The following is an 18,147-nucleotide window of genomic DNA, read 5'->3' as shown; positions in this document are numbered from 1 at the left end:
TCTTGAGAAATAATATTTGAAATGAGGAAGGCAAATGAACAAAACGCAGATATTGATCGTTGATGATGAGAATAACATTCTCAATATGCTTGAAAGAGTGCTCAAGCATGACGGCTACTCAGTGCTTACCGCTTCAAGTGGAGACTTGGCTCTGAATCTCATCGACAGATATGCTGTTGATATTGTCCTGACCGACATTAAAATGCCTGGGATGGATGGTATGGAACTCTTAACAAAAATAAAGGAAAAGGACCCCTATATTAAGGTCCTTCTAATGACAGCCTTTGCAACCCTTGACACAGCCATTGAAGCCCTTAAAGCCGGGGCCAGTGATTATATTAGAAAACCATTTAACATTGACGAGGTCCTTGAGTCTGTGCGGAAAACCCAGCTCATTCTCAACCACTCAGATTCCGATTCCAGTGGGATTAAGCCTGCTGAATCCATTCTTATAGCCAACAGCCCACCCATGAAAAATCTCATACACATGGTTCATAAAGTGGCTTCTAGTCTCGCCACTGTTTATATTCACGGTGAGACCGGCGCAGGCAAGGAACTGGTGGCAAGAGCCATACACGAGGCCAGTCCAAGAAGAGAAAAACCATTTGTAAAAGTGAACTGCTCTGCCCTTCCAGAAACCTTACTGGAAAGCGAATTGTTTGGTCATGAAAAGGGCGCTTTCACTGGTGCCAATGCCCAAAAGCTCGGACGCTTTGAAATAGCAAATGGCGGAACCATATTTTTAGATGAAATCGGAGACATTTCTCCACTCATTCAACTTAAACTCCTTAGAATTATTCAACAAAAGGAATTTGAACGCCTGGGAAGCACTGAAACCATACCGCTAGATATACGAATTATCACGGCAACAAATAAGGATTTGGAAACTCTGGTCGCAGAAGGTCTCTTTCGCGAAGACCTCTATTACAGACTGAATGTCATTCCACTGACTGTCCCGCCCCTGCGCCAAAGACAAGAAGACCTAAAAGAACTTATCGAGGTTTTTATTGACTTAAGCAGTCAGGGACAAAGAAAAGCCCTCTCTAATGACGCCCTCCAAGCTCTACTGAACTACGATTGGCCAGGAAATGTAAGAGAGCTAGAAAACATAATCGAACGCATTATCGTTATTAGTGATGGCAATTTAATCACAACTCAGGATCTTCCAGAAAAGATTCTGGCCTCTTCTTCAATAAAGCATATGCCTCTCACAGAACAGGTTGAAGATACTGAAGAACGTATTCTACGCAGTGCGCTCATCGACTCTGGAGGCAACGTTACAAAAGCAGCCCAGTCACTGGGCATTAGTAGGCGATCCCTTCATCGTAAAATCAACAAATTTAATATTGATTTATAAACCAGCTTTTAGAGATTTGAAGCCATTGCTTTTAAAAAGTGAGCCAAACCTGTCCCAGTGTGACAGGTTTGGCTCACTTTTTCCCTTAATCTCATATGTAATCCCTTGAAAACAGAGCTTTCACAAATTGGCACGATCCTTGCAATATTACTTTCTGTACTTATAAAAATATTGGAGGGTGTTTTATGAATTTTGATACTGGCAGTACGGGATTTATGCTTTTAGCAACAAGCCTTGTAATGCTTATGACCCCAGGTCTTGCCTTTTTTTATGGGGGACTAGTGGGCCGAAAAGGCGTTTTATCTATTATGATGCAAAGCTTTGTTTCACTGGGGATCACCACAATACTATGGTACTCCGTTGGATATTCCCTATGTTTTAGTGGTGATATCGGTGGTGTTATCGGTAATCTCGATATGGCATTTCTAAATGGTGTCGATTTGACAAGCGCTTTGTCAGCCGACAACAATATACCAATTCTCGTTTTCATCGCTTATCAAATGATGTTTGCAGTCATCACGCCAGCCCTTATCACTGGGGCCTTTACAGAACGGGTGCGATTCACTGCCTACGTTATTTTCCAGATTGCTTGGTTGCTTCTTGTTTACTTCCCATTCACTCATATGGTATGGGGTGGTGGCATTCTTGCACAACTTGGTGTCATTGACTTCGCAGGCGGTATTGTGGTTCATGCCACAGCTGGTATGGCTGCACTTGCATCTGTGTTTTTCGTTGGCAAGCGACATGTTAAAAACCACGAACCGCATAGTATTCCACTGATTGCACTTGGAACAGCTCTATTGTGGTTTGGATGGTACGGCTTTAATGCCGGCAGTGAACTTCGTGTTGATGGTATCACAGCCATGGCTTTTTTGAACACCGACATTGCAGCGTCTTTCGCAGCCATTGTTTGGCTGATTATTGAATGGAAACACACAGGCAAACCTAAGTTTGTCGGATTTCTAACCGGTGCCGTTGCAGGTCTTGCAACAATTACACCAGCCGCTGGCTTTGTTGGACCTCGTGAAGCGGCTATTATCGGTATCACAGCTGGTGTGGTTTGTTTCTATGCTGTTGAACTCAAGAACAAACTCCAGTGGGACGATGCCCTTGATGTTTGGGGCGTGCATGGCGTTGGCGGCATTGTCGGCGTTATCATGTTGGCCATTCTAGGATCAACTGCCATCAACCCTTCCGGCGCAGATGGTCTAATTCACGGTGGCACACGTTTCTTCTTTGTTGAAGTTGGCGCTGTCGTATTTGCATCTGTGTATGCCTTTATAATTTCTTATGTCCTGCTCATGCTCATTGATAAGGTCACTCCAGTCCGCGTGAAAGCTGAAGACCAATCAGCTGGTCTTGATGAAACGCTCCACGGAGAAAATGCTTATATTATTTAAGCCCCAATCGTGTCGATTTAATCCTATATTAGATTGGCATTGTACCAATAGTTTCTTTGCTACATGCTTAGAAAAGAAAAAGAGGATGCTTCGGCATCCTCTTTTTCTTTATGTACGTTAACCTCAACGGCTGGCATCAATCAAACTTCTTTCGCTAATACGCCTTAATCCTTCTCTTATATTTCTCGCCCTGACCATACCCACACCTTCAACTTCATCAAGTTCGTCATTTGTTGCAACAAGTATATCCTGAAAGTCATCAAAGTGCAGGATAATATTATTTATAACCGCTGCAGGTAGACGAGGAATCTTTGAAAGCACCCTAAAGCCCTTTGTAAAGACCGGTGTATCAAGTAGATCTGCATTTGTCACATAGCCAAGGGCCTTGGCCATATTCATTGGATCAAGCAGGGCATCTGATGACAGTTTCCAAAGGCTCAGGTATATGTCATCACGTTCTCGATCTTCCTTCTTGTAATCTTCAATAATATTTTGAAGTTCTCCATCGACAGGACCGGAAAGTTCCTCCATCTGCATGGCCACAAGTCGACCTTCACGTCCCAGCTCTGTGATATACCTTTCTATTTCTGCCGTAACACGCAGGAGAATTTCAGCCCGCATCATGCAAATACATACATCGTTCAGGGTCACCAGGTCATCAATTTCAAGTGTTGTCAGAACACTCACCGCATCATCAAATGATTTTCGGTACTTTTCAAGGGTCTGAATGGCTTGGTTGGCCTTTGTCAAAAGAACATTGATTTCTCTAAAAACATATTTAAGCGTGCCCTTGTAAATTGTTATGACGTCCCGCCTCTGCGAAATAGACACGACTAGGTGGCCTGTTTGCTTGGCTACACGTTCCGCCGTTCTGTGACGTGTTCCAGTCTCCATTGTTTCAATGCTCGGATCTGGATTGAGCTGAGTATTGGCTTTTAGAATTTTTTTCCCATCTGAAGACAAGAGAACAGCCCCATCCATCTTTGCCAGTTCATATAAATGGGTTGGAGAGAACTCTGTGTCTATTTTAAAACCGCCATCTGTAATATCTAGCACGTCTTTTTCATCACCGAAAATAATGAGGGCCCCGGTGCCCGCGTTGAGAATATTGTCAATGCCTTCGCGGTGGATTGTTCCAGGCGCCAGTAGCTTAAGTGGTTCCAACAACCTGTGATCTATTTCTCGCTTTAACGCCATATCATCTACCTCCCAAATAAAACTGCAAAGGCTTCTTCTACAGACTGTATTCCGTAGACCTTAACCCCCTCTGGAATTTCTAAGCCATCCATGTTGCCTTTTGGCAGCACACATTTTTTAAAGCCCATTTTACTTGACTCAATAAGGCGACTCTGGGCATGTGACACACTTCGAATTTCCCCAGTTAAACCCACTTCTCCAAAAATCATAGTGTCAGGGTCAACTGCCTTATTTCTAAAACTCGATGCGATCGCCGTAATAATAGCCAAGTCTGCCGCAGGTTCATCCAGAGACATTCCCCCTACTACATTTACATACCCATCTTGATCACTTATCATCATCCCAACGCGTTTTTCTAAGACCGCCATTAACATAATAACGCGGTTGTAATCCACACCATTGGCCATCCGTCTAGGGTTTCCAAAGCTGGACTGAGACACAAGGGCCTGAAGTTCAATCAGAACAGGCCGACTCCCTTCCATGGCAGCAATAACCACAGAACCTGGGGCATCTTCCGGTCTATTTGATAAAAATAGATTTGAGGGATTTTGCACTTCTATGAGACCGCGATTGCTCATTTCAAATATACCGATTTCATTCGTTGAGCCAAATCGATTCTTAACAGCCCTAAGAATCCTGTAGACATTGTGTTTTTCCCCTTCAAAATACAAAACGGTATCCACCATATGTTCAAGGACCTTTGGACCTGCAATGGAACCACTCTTTGTAACATGACCCACAATGAAGGTTGCTATACCAAGACCTTTTGCTACCCGCATAAGAATCCCAGTGGCCTCCCTAACCTGTGACACACTGCCCGGGGCTGATGTCACATCCGGATGATAGACCGTCTGAATCGAGTCTGTTATAAGAAGGTCTGGCTTTTCCACATCAATATGAGCTAAAATTCGGTCCAGGTTGTTCTCTGCCACAATAAGAAGATTATCACTACCCGCTTTTAATCGGTCTGCCCTTAGCTTGGTCTGCTTAATAGACTCCTCCCCCGACACATAAAGGACCTTCTTATTTTGCCGAGCGATCAGATCAGCCACCTGTAATAAAAGGGTTGATTTTCCTATTCCGGGATCTCCACCAACTAGGACAAGCGAGCCCTTTACGATACCGCCCCCAAGAACTCGGTCCAGTTCACTGATATTCGTCTTAGTTCTATCCTCATTCTCAAATGTAATTTCACTAAGCTTTTGCGGCTTTGATGCCGTGCTGATCGTCTTACTTTCATTCTTTTTTGCCGCTTTGGGTGTTTCCAATTCTTCTACAAAAGTGTCCCATTCCTTACAACCAGGACATTTCCCCATCCATTTCAGAGAATTGTATCCACATGATTGACACACAAATTTCGTCTTCGTCTTTGCCACTTTTACACCTCTAACTGACTCTTTTCTTTCTTTGTAATAACAACGTCTTTATCATAATCAAGTTCTATATGGTCCCCCTGGTCAATACGACCTTGAAGGATTTCCTCGGAAATCTTGTCTTCAATATATTTTGTCATCATTCGCTTTAAGGGACGCGCACCATAGGTGTCGCTATATCCTTGTTCACATATCAATGACTTTAAGGTCTGGGTAATTGTCATATCTATGCCCAGCTTGTCCAGTCTTTTTCTGAAATCTATGAGCAGGATTTCTAATATTTCTCCAAGCTCTTCTTCACTTAGCTTATGAAAGACAATAATATCATCTATACGGTTGATAAACTCAGGTCTAAAGCTTTGTTTCATCTCTTCAAGGAGGATTTCTTTCATGCGCTCATATGCCTTATAGTCTACACTGCCCTCGTCTGTGACAAAGCCCACTGATGCCTGCTTTTTTATTTTATCTACGCCAATGTTTGATGTCATAATGATGACTGTATTCTTAAAATTGACGTTACGCCCCTTTGAATCGGTTAGAATGCCATCATCCAGTATTTGCAGCAATAGGTTAAAGACATCCGGGTGCGCCTTTTCAATTTCATCAAAAAGAACCACAGCATAAGGCTGCCTTCTAACCTTTTCTGTCAGTTGGCCCCCCTCTTCATGTCCAATGTAACCTGGAGGGGATCCCACCAATCTGGACACATTGTGCTTTTCCATAAATTCAGACATATCCACTCGAATGAGGGCTGATACATCTCCGAAAAGGGTTTCTGCCAGCGTCTTTGAAAGCTCAGTTTTTCCCACACCTGTCGGACCCAAAAATACAAAGGACCCTATGGGCCTTCCCGGGTTGGCTAATCCCACACGAGACCGGCGTATGGCCTTTGATACAAGCTCCACTGCTTCAATTTGACCGACAACTTTTTCGTGGAGGTGCTTTTCCAAGTTGATGAGCCTCTCCTTTTCTGTCATGGCTAGCCGTGAAACTGGTATACCTGTCCACTCTGCCACAATAGATTCCACATGATTCTGATCTACAGTCAAATTCATATCCAAGGTTTCTCTATACAAATCTCTTTCGATTTCGATACGTTCAATAATTTCCCGTTCCCTGTCCCTGAGTTCTGCCGCTTTTTCAAAATTCATTTCATGAATGGCCAGGGCCTTATCCCGACGAACGTGTTCAAGTTGAACTGCCAAAGCTTCAATATGGGCAGGGTCTCCCGTCGTGTTTATGCGCACCATGGAACAAGCTTCGTCAATAATGTCGACTGCCTTGTCAGGTAAAAACCTGTCCGTTATATACCTATCTGAAAGCTCCACGGCAGCGCGCAGGGCTTGATCCTTAATATAAACTCTATGATGTGCCTCGTATTTTTCCTTGACCCCTTTTAGAATAAGAAGTGTTTCTTCTGCTGAGGGCTCATGAACCCGGATGGGCTGAAACCGTCTTTCCAATGCTGAATCTTTTTCAATATATTTCTGATATTCTCCCGATGTTGTTGCTCCAATGACTTGAATATCCCCTCGTGCCAAACTCGGTTTTAAAATGTTTGAGGCATCTATGGCACCTTCTGCCCCACCTGCACCAATAATTGTATGCAGTTCATCTATAAAAAGCAGAACGTCCTTGTCGGACTGTATTTCCTCTAGGAGCCCTGTCAGGCGCTCTTCAAATTCTCCACGATATTTTGTACCCGCAAGAAGTATCCCCATATTGAGGGAAACAATTTTCTTGCCAAGAAGTTTCTCAGGCACCCGTTCATCGACGATCATGTGGGCCAGCCCTTCTATGACCGCTGTTTTGCCCACCCCAGGCTCTCCAACAAGGCAGGGATTGTTTTTGGTGCGCCTGCAAAGAACCTGTATCATTCTCTTTATTTCCATTTCACGTCCAATAACAGGATCCAGTCGCTTGTCTGCGGCTAGGGATGTTAAGTTCACACCATATTTATCCACTAATTTTTCTTTTTTCTCCACCAGTACTGATCGAACTGGACCTTGACCACTCCGACCTTTCACACCGCTGGTTTCAGGTGCAGGAGGAGCATCTTCATTTATTCCCGGTGCTTTTTCTTCCTTGCTTTTTGCTTGGCTCAACTGGGTCTTTAAGACCTTTAAATCCACCATAAGGGAATCAATGGCCTCGTAGGCAGTTGAGTGTTCATCTTCTAAAATAGCCAGCATCAGGTGTTCCGGTTCAATTTGAGAATACCCCAAACGTTTGGAGATCATGGCACTTTGCTCAAGGCAATGTCGCGCCCTTGGTGTGTATCCATCAACATTTGTTTGAAATACGCTTTGTCCTGTCAGTTTTATAACTTCCAGTCTTATGTCCTCAATTCGTATGCCACTTTCAAGAAGTCGCTTGGAGACTAAGTTGTCTGGCACTCTCACAATTCCAAGAAGGATATGCTCCATCCCTACAAAATTGTGCCCGAGGTGCCTTGCTTCATCAAATGCTGTATTGACTGCTTTTCTGGCTGAACGTGATAGCTTTTCAAAAACGGACATACTCGGCCTCCTCTATTTAAAGAATCTCCTGCATACATCAGCTCTACGAGATTTTAACTCCAGGGCACTAAGCCCTTTCCCGCTTTCCAATTGAAGGGTTCCTGCACTTGTATTAAAAATCAATGCATCAATATCTGATAAAGCTCTATCTTGAATGAGTTTGAGTCTTATTCCCATTCGAACACTGGAAATAAGGTCCAAAAATTCCCCTCTCCCCATTAGCTTTGCGCTTGATAATATACCCATGGCTCGACTGATTTTGTCTTCGACTTCCAACCGATTTGATATGTATATGGTCTCTAGGGCCTCATTCTCTTTACGAGCAATTTGTCTGGAGATTTCTGTGACTGTATCGATCATTTCCCATTCAGAACGTCCAATTGTCACATGGTTTTTTATTCTATAAAAGGCTCCAGCCCCTCTTAAAACCTGATCACTCAAACCTGTTACAGTTAAACCCAACTGACCTGCAGCTTGGTTTATATCATCTATTAGTCCGCTCTCTTTCAAGGCGGGTAAATGCATAAGGACAGAGGCATGCATACCGGTTCCCACATCTGTCACATGACTTGTTAAATAACCCAAGTCTGGATCGAATGCATATTCACTCGAGGCATCTATCAAGTCATCTAAATAACTCATTTCTTCCCAAAGTACATCCAGGGTCAAACCCCATTTGCTCTTTTTCATTTGAATATGGTCGCCAGCGCCTAAAAATAGGATCAAATTTTTCTGTGGGTCTTCAGCCATTTGGTAAAAGGCGTCTTCATACTTCTTATGCTGAAAGCCATTTTGAAGTTGAAGTTGCATCTGCTGTGCATTCCCAAGGTCTTTTCCATTTGACCAGAGTAGGTCATATTCAGCCTTGATTTTTGGGGAATCAAAAATATAGCGAAGTTCATGTAAAAGCTTATCAAGAAGTTCTTCACTTAAAAGGCTTGGAAATGGATAGTGTTTTAAGTTTCTTGTAAGTTCCACCCTTGAACAGAGGACGCAGGTCTCTTTATTTTTCGTCATCTTCTGTTCCCCCATTTCTTTCTGGCTTCTTGGTGAACTTGTTGTCTTTAATTGTTTGCTCTAAGACTCGAATCCTATCCCGAAGCATGGCGGCTTCTTCAAAGGCTTCCCTGCGAATGGCCTGATCAAGTTGTCCTCTTAAACGGACAACCTCCTTTTGAATTTTAGCGCTTCCCCTATATTTCACAGGCATTTTACCCGTGTGACGGTCACTTCCATGTATACGTCGTATGAGTGGATTCAACTTTTCGCCAAAGGCTTCATAGCATGCGAAACACCCCAGTTGTCCAAGCTCCTTATACCTTCCATAGGTCATACCACATGCACCACATGCAGTGGTCTTTATGTAATTGACTTGAAGGGCTGAACTATTTATTGTATCCAGTAGGCCTGACATAAAACCACTTTTCACAAGTGGAGACGATGGTTTCATTTTCTGTGCGCAGCTTTCACATATATGTAGGATTTCCTTTGTTCCATCCACAACTTGACTGAGCTCAATACTGGCCTGATTTTTATTACAGTGCTGACATTTCATAATTCACCTCACCGACTTTCCCTCAAAAAGGGAACAAGAGTTTGCATATTTCTATTATACCTTTTTTTAGGGGGATGTCACAGGCTCACAGTATTCTCATTCAAATTCTTACACACAAATAAGGCCTTCTTACAACCTGTCTCGTCCATGCTCAATTATACTTATGTGGTCTTGGCTTATGAAATGAATACAGCTTGTTTCTCTTGTGCTCGTGCAAAAGCAAAGGGTTATCGAAAGATCGATAACCCTTTATTTCGTATACATTTAATGGTTTAACCTTATGGTGTGACCTATTCTACCTTTTCCTTGTCTATAACTTTAACGGCTATTTGCATAGGCACTTCTTCATATCTCTCAAACTTCATATTGAAGAAACCACGTGCTTGAGTCATAGAACGAAGTTCAGTGGCATATTTGAACATTTCCGACTGTGGCGCTTCAGCAATAACTTTTTGGAAGCCTTTTTCATGAGGTTCCATACCAAGAATACGTCCTCGACGCTTATTCATATCCCCCATAATATCACCCATGTATTCATCTGGAATATAAATCTCAACACTCATAATTGGTTCCAGTAACACTGGCCGAGCTTGTTCCATACCCTTTCTAAACGCAATATGTGCAGCTGTTTTAAAGGCCATCTCGCTTGAATCTACGGCATGGTAAGATCCATCCAACAAAGTGGCTTTAACATTTACAACAGGGAAACCTGCAAGGATGCCTTTTTCAAGAGAATCTTTCAATCCTTTTTCAACAGCAGGAATGTACTGCTTTGGCACTGAGCCCCCAAATATTTTCTCTTCAAATACAAAAGGTTCTGTAGATGGCTCAAATTTTATATGAACATCCCCATACTGCCCTGAACCACCAGATTGTTTCTTATGCTTGCCTTGTACTGTCGCAGTTCCTTTAATGGTTTCTCTATAAGCCACTTTAGGGTCAATCAGATCCACTTCAACGCCAAAGTTGTTTTTCAATTTATTGACAATAACTTGAACCTGCATATTGCCCTGACCACCGATGAGCATTTGATGTGTCTCTTTTGGTCTTTCAATAATGAAGGACGGATCTTCTTCAGACAATCTGTGTAGAGATGTCCCAATTTTATCCTCATCACCTTTTGACTTAGGCTGAACTGCCATAAACAAACAAGGTTTTGGAAGGTTTATGCCCGGATAAACGATTGGATGTCCTTTTTCGCAAAGGGTGTCTCCTGTTTCAGTAACAGACAGTTTGGCAATGGCTGCAATATCCCCAGCCGTTATTTTTTGACATTCCAGCTGCTCCTTACCGCTCAACTGGAAAATAGAGTTCATTTTTTCACCTTCACCCTTGTTGGCATTCACGATTTCCGTATCTTTTGTAAGGGAACCAGAATACACTTTGAAGAGCGAAATCTTACCGATGAATGGATCGGCGATTGTTTTAAATACAAAGGCTGAGAAAGGTTCTTTTTCATCAACCATTCTAACTTCTGTTTGTTCCGATTCTGGATTTACGCCTTCATAGCCTTCTTGGTGCATGTCCCAAGGTGTTGGCATATAGTCATAAACCATGTTGAGCAAAGTATGTATGCCGATCTGTTTTTCAGCAGATCCAAGTAGAACTGGAACGATTTCACCTGCTAAAACGCCTTTTCTCAGGCCTTCGTGGATTTCATCGATTGTGAATTCTTCCCCTTCAAAATACTTCTCCATCATTTCTTCATCTGTTTCCGCCACAGCTTCAATCAAGATGTCTCGAACAGGATTAATTCTTGCTTCATACTCTGCTGGGATTTCAACATCCACACATTCTTTACCATTGAACTCACGCCCAACGAGGTCTACTACATTTATAAAACCTTTAAAATCAGGACCTTCTCCCATCGGAACACAAAATGGTGCTATTTTCTTACCAAATTTATCTTTTAGCTCGCGAAGAATCTTCACGTAATTTACATTGTCTTTGTCCATCTTATTTACAAAGATGATTTTAGGCATATTACGCTTTTCCGTAAACGTCCATGCCTTTTCTGTACCAACCTCGACGCCCGAAGTTGCGTCGACCATAATAATTGATCCTCCTGATACACGAAGAGAACTGAATACATCACCCACGAAATCAAAATAACCTGGTGTGTCTAATATATTGTATTTAGAATTATTCCATTCAACAGGAATAACAGATGCGCCAATAGAAAAACCGCGTGTCATTTCTTCTTTGTCAAAATCCGAAACTGTGTTGCCTTCTTCAACCTTACCCATTCTTTTTGTCTTACCCAATGTATAGAGAACAGCTTCAGTTAAAGTTGTCTTGCCACTTCCACCGTGTCCTAACAACGCAACGTTACGAATTTTGTCAACTTTATAATCCCTCATGTCGCTTTTCCTCCTTATATGTGTTCCTTTTAATTGGTGTAAGGTATCTAATTCTACATAAACCTGTGAAAACCCTTTCCATTTATTATAATTTTCTAAATATTCTTTTTAGTCTGTCTTATGTTGCGTTTTGTACATATTTATGCCGTGTTTTTCTATGGTTTCATTCAATAATTAGACCTGTATTTTTTTAATGCGTCGCGTATGCATAGACATATTAAACCCTCAGTCAAATAAAAGTTATTTCATCCACTTAAAAAGGAGATGTCTAATTAGACATCTCCTAAAATTCTCTTCACTTACTAATATGAATGTTTAAAGACCTGACATTTTTGTTACTTCAAGCCCTTCTTTTTCCCAAGCTTCAACAATCTTATTCAAGCCGATGGAATCACTTGCCATATGTCCTGCCACAATTATATTGCCTATACCTTGCTCTTCAACAGCTTTTTTTACATCTTCAGGCACATGCATTGCTATAATGGTTCCGACGCCTGCATCAAAGTAAGACTTATACACCGCAGCACCGCCGTTTGTTCCACCAGCAAATAGAACTGCAATTTTTCCAGCATAATCCTTTGGACCACCTACCCGAATCACAGGTTTGGCCAGTGTCTCTTTGTACTCTTCAAAATCATTGATTGCATCGACAATGTCTTGTAGAGTGATCTTTGGATTGCTTTGTGCCTTTTCGTTCAAATAAGCCTGCATAATATTTTCACCAATTATATCAGCTGGTAGGTGAATGTTCATATAAGGCATATTGAGCAGTCTTGCTGCTGAAGATGGTCTGTCAAAATTACGAACATGAGAGTTCAACTCTACAGAACTGGTCTTCTTTCTCAGGACTTTTTGAGCACGGTTGATTGGAACACCAAACTCGACCATTTTGTCAATTTGAATATCCATAACCTTTGCAAAATCAATAATTTGTGTGCCTGCCATTGGATGGTGGCTCACAACACAATCGACGCCTAGTTTATCACCAAGCATAAGTTCCGGCGTATCCATATCCACACCGATAAGCACTTTTTTAATGTCTGTTCCTTCGACATGAATGCCTGAGTCTACAGGAACTTCCGTTAAGCCCGCTAAATTAAGGGCTATGTCCATCATACGTTTTGTATTCATTACTTCGCCTCCCAAAATAATTCTACTTTTATTGTATCATTTTTTATAATGGAATGTATGAAGAACTCTTAACATTTACTTGGTGTACTGCACTTGGTTTTTCCCATTATTCTTGGCTTTATACAAAAGCATATCCACTTTGTTTATAAAATCATACAGGCAGTTGCAGGCATGTTCAGGCTTAAATGTATCAGCACCTATACTAATGGTTACATTGATCGCACTGTTTCCTGCTTCGAACCGATTGGACTCGACCTTTTTACGTATCCTCTCCGATAGTTTGACAGCAACATCGAGGTTTGTATTGGGTAAAATCACAGCAAATTCCTCTCCACCATATCTTGCAGCAAAATCTGTCCTGCGGATGCAGGTCTTGATAATGTCAGCAAGTTCCTTTAATATCTGATCCCCTGATAAGTGACCGTATGTATCGTTGATGTGTTTGAAGTCATCAATATCCATAAATATCAAGCTGATTGGAAAGTTCTTTCGCATGGCCTGAAGCTTTAATTCATCAAAATAGCTGTAGAAGGACTGATGGTTGCTAAGGGCCGTTAAATAGTCCGTTGTTGCCATTCGTTCGAGTTCATCATTTGTTCTTTGTAAGGCCTCGTAATAGGATTGCTTTTCTTCATTCAATTTGTAAATCTGCTTAAATGGAATATCAATAATAATTACGATCACAAAATACAAGAGGATTTCGATAATATGTTCCACTTGTAAGATGGACTCTTCCATTTGTCCTGTGATGAGACCTATATGTATGAGCGCAGGTGGAATAGAAAAGAGCCAGGGGCTTTTTCCCTGATAGCGAATGCCCTGAATCAGAACGTACACATAAAAAAGAGAAATTATATTATGACCAAGAGTCCACTCCAAGGCGATGACCCAAAAGACAAAGGCTCCGTCAATGAGTGTTAGTGTGCGGCTAGGAGGATTTTTCATCTCCCTATTGTCAATAATAACGGTCTTCGCATAATAGACAATCTTTCCAAACACATACAGAACAAATACTGAAACAAACATCACTTTTGATGTCTGGTTTGTCTTGCCCAGTACGGGAAACACCAAATTTAATAGGAACAAAGTTAAAACAAGCTGTAGACCTAAATACAGTTCCTCTATGAGTCGACTCTCACTACTTCTTTCCGATTTCACTGAATTCCTCACTTTCGTTGAGAATGGTTATCATTAAGTCCACGCTTAGATTATCGAAGTTTTGGGCTTTTGTCAATAAAAATCTAAGACCTTTGGCCCATATATTAAGTCATTCCTTCCAAGAAAATAAGCCCCTCGACATTTGTCGAAGGGCTTATTAATATTGTTTTGAGTTGAAATTATCTTACAGGACATGCACCAGATTCGCAACCATCCGCACCAATATCAAACTCAGTTTCCTCTTTTTCATATTTAGAAATGAGAGATGGTCTAAAGGCTTGCATCTCTTCTTTTCTTCGAATGAACTCAGCTTCATCAATGGCTTCGTATGGAAGCAATTCATAGAAGTTATCATCTAAGGATAAGAACGAAAGCGCCACTGTATCGTCCCAGTTGTTCCAAACCCATTCTTCTACAGCGTCCCATTCATGTTCACGGACATGAATGGTAATAGAACAGTTGTGATCTACATAGTTTTCCATGAACATTTTATAGTTTTCCAGTTGTTCCAGAGCGGATACATCATACTTAGTTGTACCTTCTGGTGCTTTAACAGGGAATTCCACAACTTTTGTAGAGCACGTTTCCATCTTTTGACCAACTTCAGGGAACACAGGGTAGCCTAGGTCTTCGCATACCTTCACCAGTGGATCGTCTGCTGAAATTCTGACACGACGAATATAGTAAGGGGAATGTGAATAGTGGACACCACTTGATACTGTTGGCAACTGTGACAATGTGCCTTCTGGCTTTACAGTTGTTACAAGCAGTGGTTCTGTGAGTCCCAGTTCATTGGCATATGCGCTGGCTTCATTATTTGCAACAGCTCTTAGCTTTCTAAGCAACTGAGCCTGGTCATCTTTGGTCATCTTCGTTGCGTTGACCATATCTTGCCAGCCTGTTAGGGAACAACCAATGAGTTTGTCCCTTTGCTGAACTTCATCCCATTTGTTAAGTTCAAGTTCAACACAAGTCATTCTATAACCAGCTCTTGCTGATTGTCTTTGAGCCTTGAATAGACCTTCCTTGTCCAGTGAACCATCCGGATTTACAAAGGCGAAAACATTGATTGTTGTCAAGTTGCAAAGACCTTTGGAATCTAGAAGAATTTCACCGCATGGATTGACACCATTAAAGTTTGGTCTTCTCTTCTCGCCAGCTTCTGCATTCACCCATCCCGGCTCTCCAGAATAACGCATACGCTCTAGCTGCCAGTGAAGACGCTCTCTTGTCGGCTTTCTTCTATAGTAAATTGAGTTGTTTGACATTTGTCTGTGTAGAAGTTCTCTGTTCACTTCCCACTTGCCATCAACCTGCTTGTACAGATGTGTTTTCGCATCGATTGCTTCATTGTCATCCTGGTCTACCAGAACAATTTCCGCCGTACGGCGCACACCGCCAACAACGACGTTTTCTCCAATGATATTAGCAATATCAAGTGCATCAATTGGCTTAAGTTTAATGCGTCTCTTTTCATCTTGCGCTCCATCACGCATACCAGCCTTCTTAATAACACGGCTGATTTTTTCGAACATGTTTTTCAAACTCACATGACCAGAGGCAGTCCCACCAAATGTCTTTAGTTTTTCACCTTTTGGTCTCACGTGGTCATAGTCCACAATAATCGTCTTGATATTTCTGTATTCATTGCTGTAAAGAAGCTTGAAGAAGTAATCAAGTGATTGCACCCAGCCTTCTTTACTATCGCCTACAGTGATTTTCACTGTGTTGTTATAGAAGAACTCAAGACTTGTGCTGTCTTCTCTCTCAGAGCGTGGAATGGCTGTGTAATCTTTATGAATGAGTTCATAATCAACTCGCGTTTTAGGCATTTTTGAAACATCATCATTAAGGATTCTAACACCAACACCAGATCCCACCATAAGAAGATAAAATACATCTCTAAATGAGTCAAAGCTATCAATAATCTGAAAAGAACAATTGTAGTTTGACATAGGATAATGTCCAGCAACCGGTGTTTGACCAACCCAGAAAGTACGACCCGATAGAAACTGTCTTAAATTGAAGATGTTGTCGTATAGCTCTTCTGCTTCTTGACGCGTTGTTGGTGCAAGACTACAGTTGTATTCAACAGCTCTTCTAACAGTTTCCCACCAGAATTCGCGACGCTTTTCTTCTGGTAGAAATCTTGAATAAGTACGGTAATAAACAAAGTTCCCAAGCTGTGTCATTGGAGAATCTGTATGCTTATACTTACTGATGAAGTCATCTGTGAGTAGTCTATCCTTATCTTTTCTTCGAACTCTGGTTTTGTCTTGCTCGTTACGGTAAATTATGTATCTCTTCGCAACATCTTTTCTTGGACTTGCCATTAATGAAAATTCTACCATATCTTGTAGATCTTCCACTTCGACAGTGTCTTTTTCATCCACCATTTTATGGATTTCATCTGAAATTAGTAGACTCAATTCTGTATCTAGACCTTTTTCAGTTTCTTTCATTGCCAGTTCAATCGCTCTTTGGATCTTCTCTTTGTTGAAGTCCGTAAGTCGACCATCCCTCTTGATGACTTGTACCATAACGTCTCCACTCCACCTTTACTATTTTCTACTATTCATCAATTGTTTTAGAAACAATATTATTAACATGGTTATCAACATATTATCCACATGTTATTCACACTATGCACAATATGTTGTATGTCGATCGGTTTATACTCCGCATCGAACACAATATATTGTAGCATTAAAATCCAATGTTCACAATGCGAAAATCGTCCTTATGCCGATTTTTTTCAGTTCTAAAGTTTGAATCTAAATTTTAATTTTGTTCTTTCTTTATAAATTTTTTCATTAAATAAGCTAGAGTCATCCCTACATTCCGCAGTAAATAGCTCTAGCTCATCCTCTTAAATATTCGATTTTCTGTCTATTTTATAGTAATTCTACAAGCTCTTCAATTGTATCTAAAATATATTTTCCTTTTCTATAGTCACGTTTAACGACAATTCTTTTCACTTGGTCATCACCAGCTTCAACGTCCTTTACCACCTGTGGTTTTTCCAAGAACATGCCCTTAGCATTCCAATTGGAATCCACCACTATAAATGTTGGGATCTTGGCTGAACTGTCCGGTGTTAAGCTCTTAAGCTTGTCCTCATAGCCATCTCGTGGAAGAATGGCATATTCAATGTTTGTATTGACCCTATGAATAGACTCAAGGACAGCCATGTTGATCATGCAATCAGGGCACCAGACTTCTCCAAATACGACAAGTCGTGCCGACTCGATTTCTTTTATTCTACTTGTTAACACGTCTGTCATGGCATCTGAGGATAACTCTAGAAAGTGGCGCACGTTATCCACATGTTTTCCTTCATCGCCCTGCATAAACGTTTCAAAATCATGTCCCGCATTAAATAGTTCTTTTAGCATATGGCCTCCTTATAATAATATACAAAGTCATACCTTGCTTATTGACTTCTAGCTTTTCATTTCTGACTTTTTTACTCTTTAGCGTCTAATCGACTTACGATATTATTTCGCTTCCCTATATATTATAACCCATATGACTTTTAATCGTAAATAAATATGTCTATGATTAAGAAAATGTATCCCTATATTGACTTTATTCTAACCCTATAAACTGTATTTTTGATTCTTTTATCCACTAAGCGAACATCCGATTAATCAAATGATTCAGTCCAATCAAGAGGGGCCACATCGAATAGAAGACAATAAAAAAAAGCCCAGAACCAAAGTTCTACGCTTTTTATTGGTGCGGGTGGAGGGACTTGAACCCCCACGTCTATTGACACTAGAACCTAAATCTAGCGCGTCTGCCAATTCCGCCACACCCGCATGTGTGTTTATTCATTAAACTAAAAAAATTCTGCCGCGAAGCAGAATAATATTCACGCTTTCGCGAAAAATGTAAAAATGAAACCGGCGACGACCTACTCTCCCAGGCGGCTGCCCGCCAAGTACCATCGGCGCTGAGGAGCTTAACTGCTGTGTTCGGAATGGGAACAGGTGTGGCCTCCTCGCCATCATCACCGGATTTCATTGTCTGAAATGTTTTCTACTGCGTCACTCTTCGTTGCACATCTTCTCTCACTCAGTTACGTACCACAGTAC

The 18,147-nt window shown here is 41.4% G+C and carries 12 protein-coding genes, 1 tRNA gene and 1 rRNA gene; 2 read left to right on the top strand and 12 right to left on the bottom strand.

Going from position 1 to position 18,147, the window contains the following annotated elements:
* Nucleotides 1-34: 34 nt before the first annotated feature.
* On the top strand, nt 35-1,357 hold the full coding sequence (locus ACQ4KW_RS01510; RefSeq protein ID WP_430884786.1) for a sigma-54-dependent transcriptional regulator: 1,323 nt from the start codon (nt 35-37) through the stop codon (nt 1,355-1,357).
* 185 nt (nt 1,358-1,542) lie between these two features.
* Nucleotides 1,543-2,757 carry an ammonium transporter gene (locus ACQ4KW_RS01505; protein WP_430884785.1) on the top strand — a complete coding sequence of 405 codons (1,215 nt, stop codon included), beginning with the start codon at nt 1,543-1,545 and terminating at the stop codon, nt 2,755-2,757.
* A gap of 123 nt (nt 2,758-2,880) precedes the next feature.
* Here ACQ4KW_RS01505 and disA read toward each other — a convergent pair whose 3' ends face one another.
* From disA to rrf, 12 genes are all read right to left on the bottom strand, one after another.
* Nucleotides 2,881-3,954 (bottom strand): DNA integrity scanning diadenylate cyclase DisA, encoded by a 1,074-nt coding sequence (gene disA, locus ACQ4KW_RS01500; protein WP_430884784.1) that lies wholly within the window; start codon nt 3,952-3,954, stop codon nt 2,881-2,883.
* Between the two features lie 5 nt (nt 3,955-3,959).
* Complete coding sequence (gene radA / locus ACQ4KW_RS01495; RefSeq protein WP_430884783.1) at nt 3,960-5,330, bottom strand: DNA repair protein RadA; 1,371 nt, start codon at nt 5,328-5,330, stop codon at nt 3,960-3,962.
* Between the two features lie 2 nt (nt 5,331-5,332).
* The gene (locus tag ACQ4KW_RS01490) at nt 5,333-7,846 is read right to left on the bottom strand and encodes an ATP-dependent Clp protease ATP-binding subunit (RefSeq protein WP_430884782.1); all 2,514 of its coding nucleotides are present in this window, start codon (nt 7,844-7,846) and stop codon (nt 5,333-5,335) included.
* A 12-nt stretch (nt 7,847-7,858) separates the two neighbouring features.
* Nucleotides 7,859-8,863, bottom strand: coding sequence for a hypothetical protein (locus tag ACQ4KW_RS01485; RefSeq protein ID WP_430884781.1), 1,005 nt, complete (start codon nt 8,861-8,863; stop codon nt 7,859-7,861).
* Nucleotides 8,850-9,401, bottom strand: a complete 552-nt coding sequence (locus ACQ4KW_RS01480; RefSeq protein ID WP_430884780.1) for a UvrB/UvrC motif-containing protein — start codon at nt 9,399-9,401, stop codon at nt 8,850-8,852. The genes ACQ4KW_RS01485 and ACQ4KW_RS01480 overlap by 14 nt, the downstream gene beginning before the upstream one ends.
* A gap of 290 nt (nt 9,402-9,691) precedes the next feature.
* Nucleotides 9,692-11,761: an elongation factor G gene (gene fusA / locus ACQ4KW_RS01475; protein WP_430884779.1), complete on the bottom strand. Its 2,070-nt coding sequence runs from the start codon at nt 11,759-11,761 to the stop codon at nt 9,692-9,694.
* Nucleotides 11,762-12,076: 315 nt separating this feature from the next.
* Nucleotides 12,077-12,892 carry a hypothetical protein gene (locus ACQ4KW_RS01470; RefSeq protein ID WP_430884778.1) on the bottom strand — a complete coding sequence of 272 codons (816 nt, stop codon included), beginning with the start codon at nt 12,890-12,892 and terminating at the stop codon, nt 12,077-12,079.
* A gap of 75 nt (nt 12,893-12,967) precedes the next feature.
* Entirely contained in the window at nt 12,968-14,050 is a 1,083-nt protein-coding gene (locus ACQ4KW_RS01465) for a GGDEF domain-containing protein (protein WP_430884777.1), read from the bottom strand.
* Nucleotides 14,051-14,229: 179 nt separating this feature from the next.
* Nucleotides 14,230-16,590: a ribonucleoside-triphosphate reductase, adenosylcobalamin-dependent gene (gene nrdJ / locus ACQ4KW_RS01460; RefSeq protein ID WP_430884776.1), complete on the bottom strand. Its 2,361-nt coding sequence runs from the start codon at nt 16,588-16,590 to the stop codon at nt 14,230-14,232.
* Between the two features lie 354 nt (nt 16,591-16,944).
* Nucleotides 16,945-17,445: a thioredoxin family protein gene (locus tag ACQ4KW_RS01455; protein WP_430884775.1), complete on the bottom strand. Its 501-nt coding sequence runs from the start codon at nt 17,443-17,445 to the stop codon at nt 16,945-16,947.
* 341 nt (nt 17,446-17,786) lie between these two features.
* A tRNA-Leu gene (locus tag ACQ4KW_RS01450) sits at nt 17,787-17,871 on the bottom strand.
* An 82-nt stretch (nt 17,872-17,953) separates the two neighbouring features.
* A 5S ribosomal RNA gene (gene rrf, locus ACQ4KW_RS01445) occupies nt 17,954-18,070 on the bottom strand.
* Between the last annotated feature and the right edge of the window lie 77 nt (nt 18,071-18,147).

Source organism: Tianxiuia mixotrophica (genome assembly GCF_050596425.1).
GTDB lineage: Bacteria > Bacillota > Clostridia > Peptostreptococcales > Acidaminobacteraceae.
Note: the sequence above shows the minus strand (reverse complement) of the source record. Positions and strands in the feature narration are given on the sequence as shown.

Coding starts and splice junctions, on each gene's coding strand:
- ACQ4KW_RS01470 (WP_430884778.1), bottom strand. CDS start 12,892: ATGAATACAAAACGTATGATGGACATAGCCCTTAATTTAGCGGGCTTA.
- ACQ4KW_RS01490 (WP_430884782.1), bottom strand. CDS start 7,846: ATGTCCGTTTTTGAAAAGCTATCACGTTCAGCCAGAAAAGCAGTCAAT.
- disA (WP_430884784.1), bottom strand. CDS start 3,954: ATGGCGTTAAAGCGAGAAATAGATCACAGGTTGTTGGAACCACTTAAG.
- nrdJ (WP_430884776.1), bottom strand. CDS start 16,590: ATGGTACAAGTCATCAAGAGGGATGGTCGACTTACGGACTTCAACAAA.
- fusA (WP_430884779.1), bottom strand. CDS start 11,761: ATGAGGGATTATAAAGTTGACAAAATTCGTAACGTTGCGTTGTTAGGA.
- ACQ4KW_RS01480 (WP_430884780.1), bottom strand. CDS start 9,401: ATGAAATGTCAGCACTGTAATAAAAATCAGGCCAGTATTGAGCTCAGT.
- ACQ4KW_RS01510 (WP_430884786.1), top strand. CDS start 35: ATGAACAAAACGCAGATATTGATCGTTGATGATGAGAATAACATTCTC.
- ACQ4KW_RS01505 (WP_430884785.1), top strand. CDS start 1,543: ATGAATTTTGATACTGGCAGTACGGGATTTATGCTTTTAGCAACAAGC.
- ACQ4KW_RS01455 (WP_430884775.1), bottom strand. CDS start 17,445: ATGCTAAAAGAACTATTTAATGCGGGACATGATTTTGAAACGTTTATG.
- ACQ4KW_RS01485 (WP_430884781.1), bottom strand. CDS start 8,863: ATGACGAAAAATAAAGAGACCTGCGTCCTCTGTTCAAGGGTGGAACTT.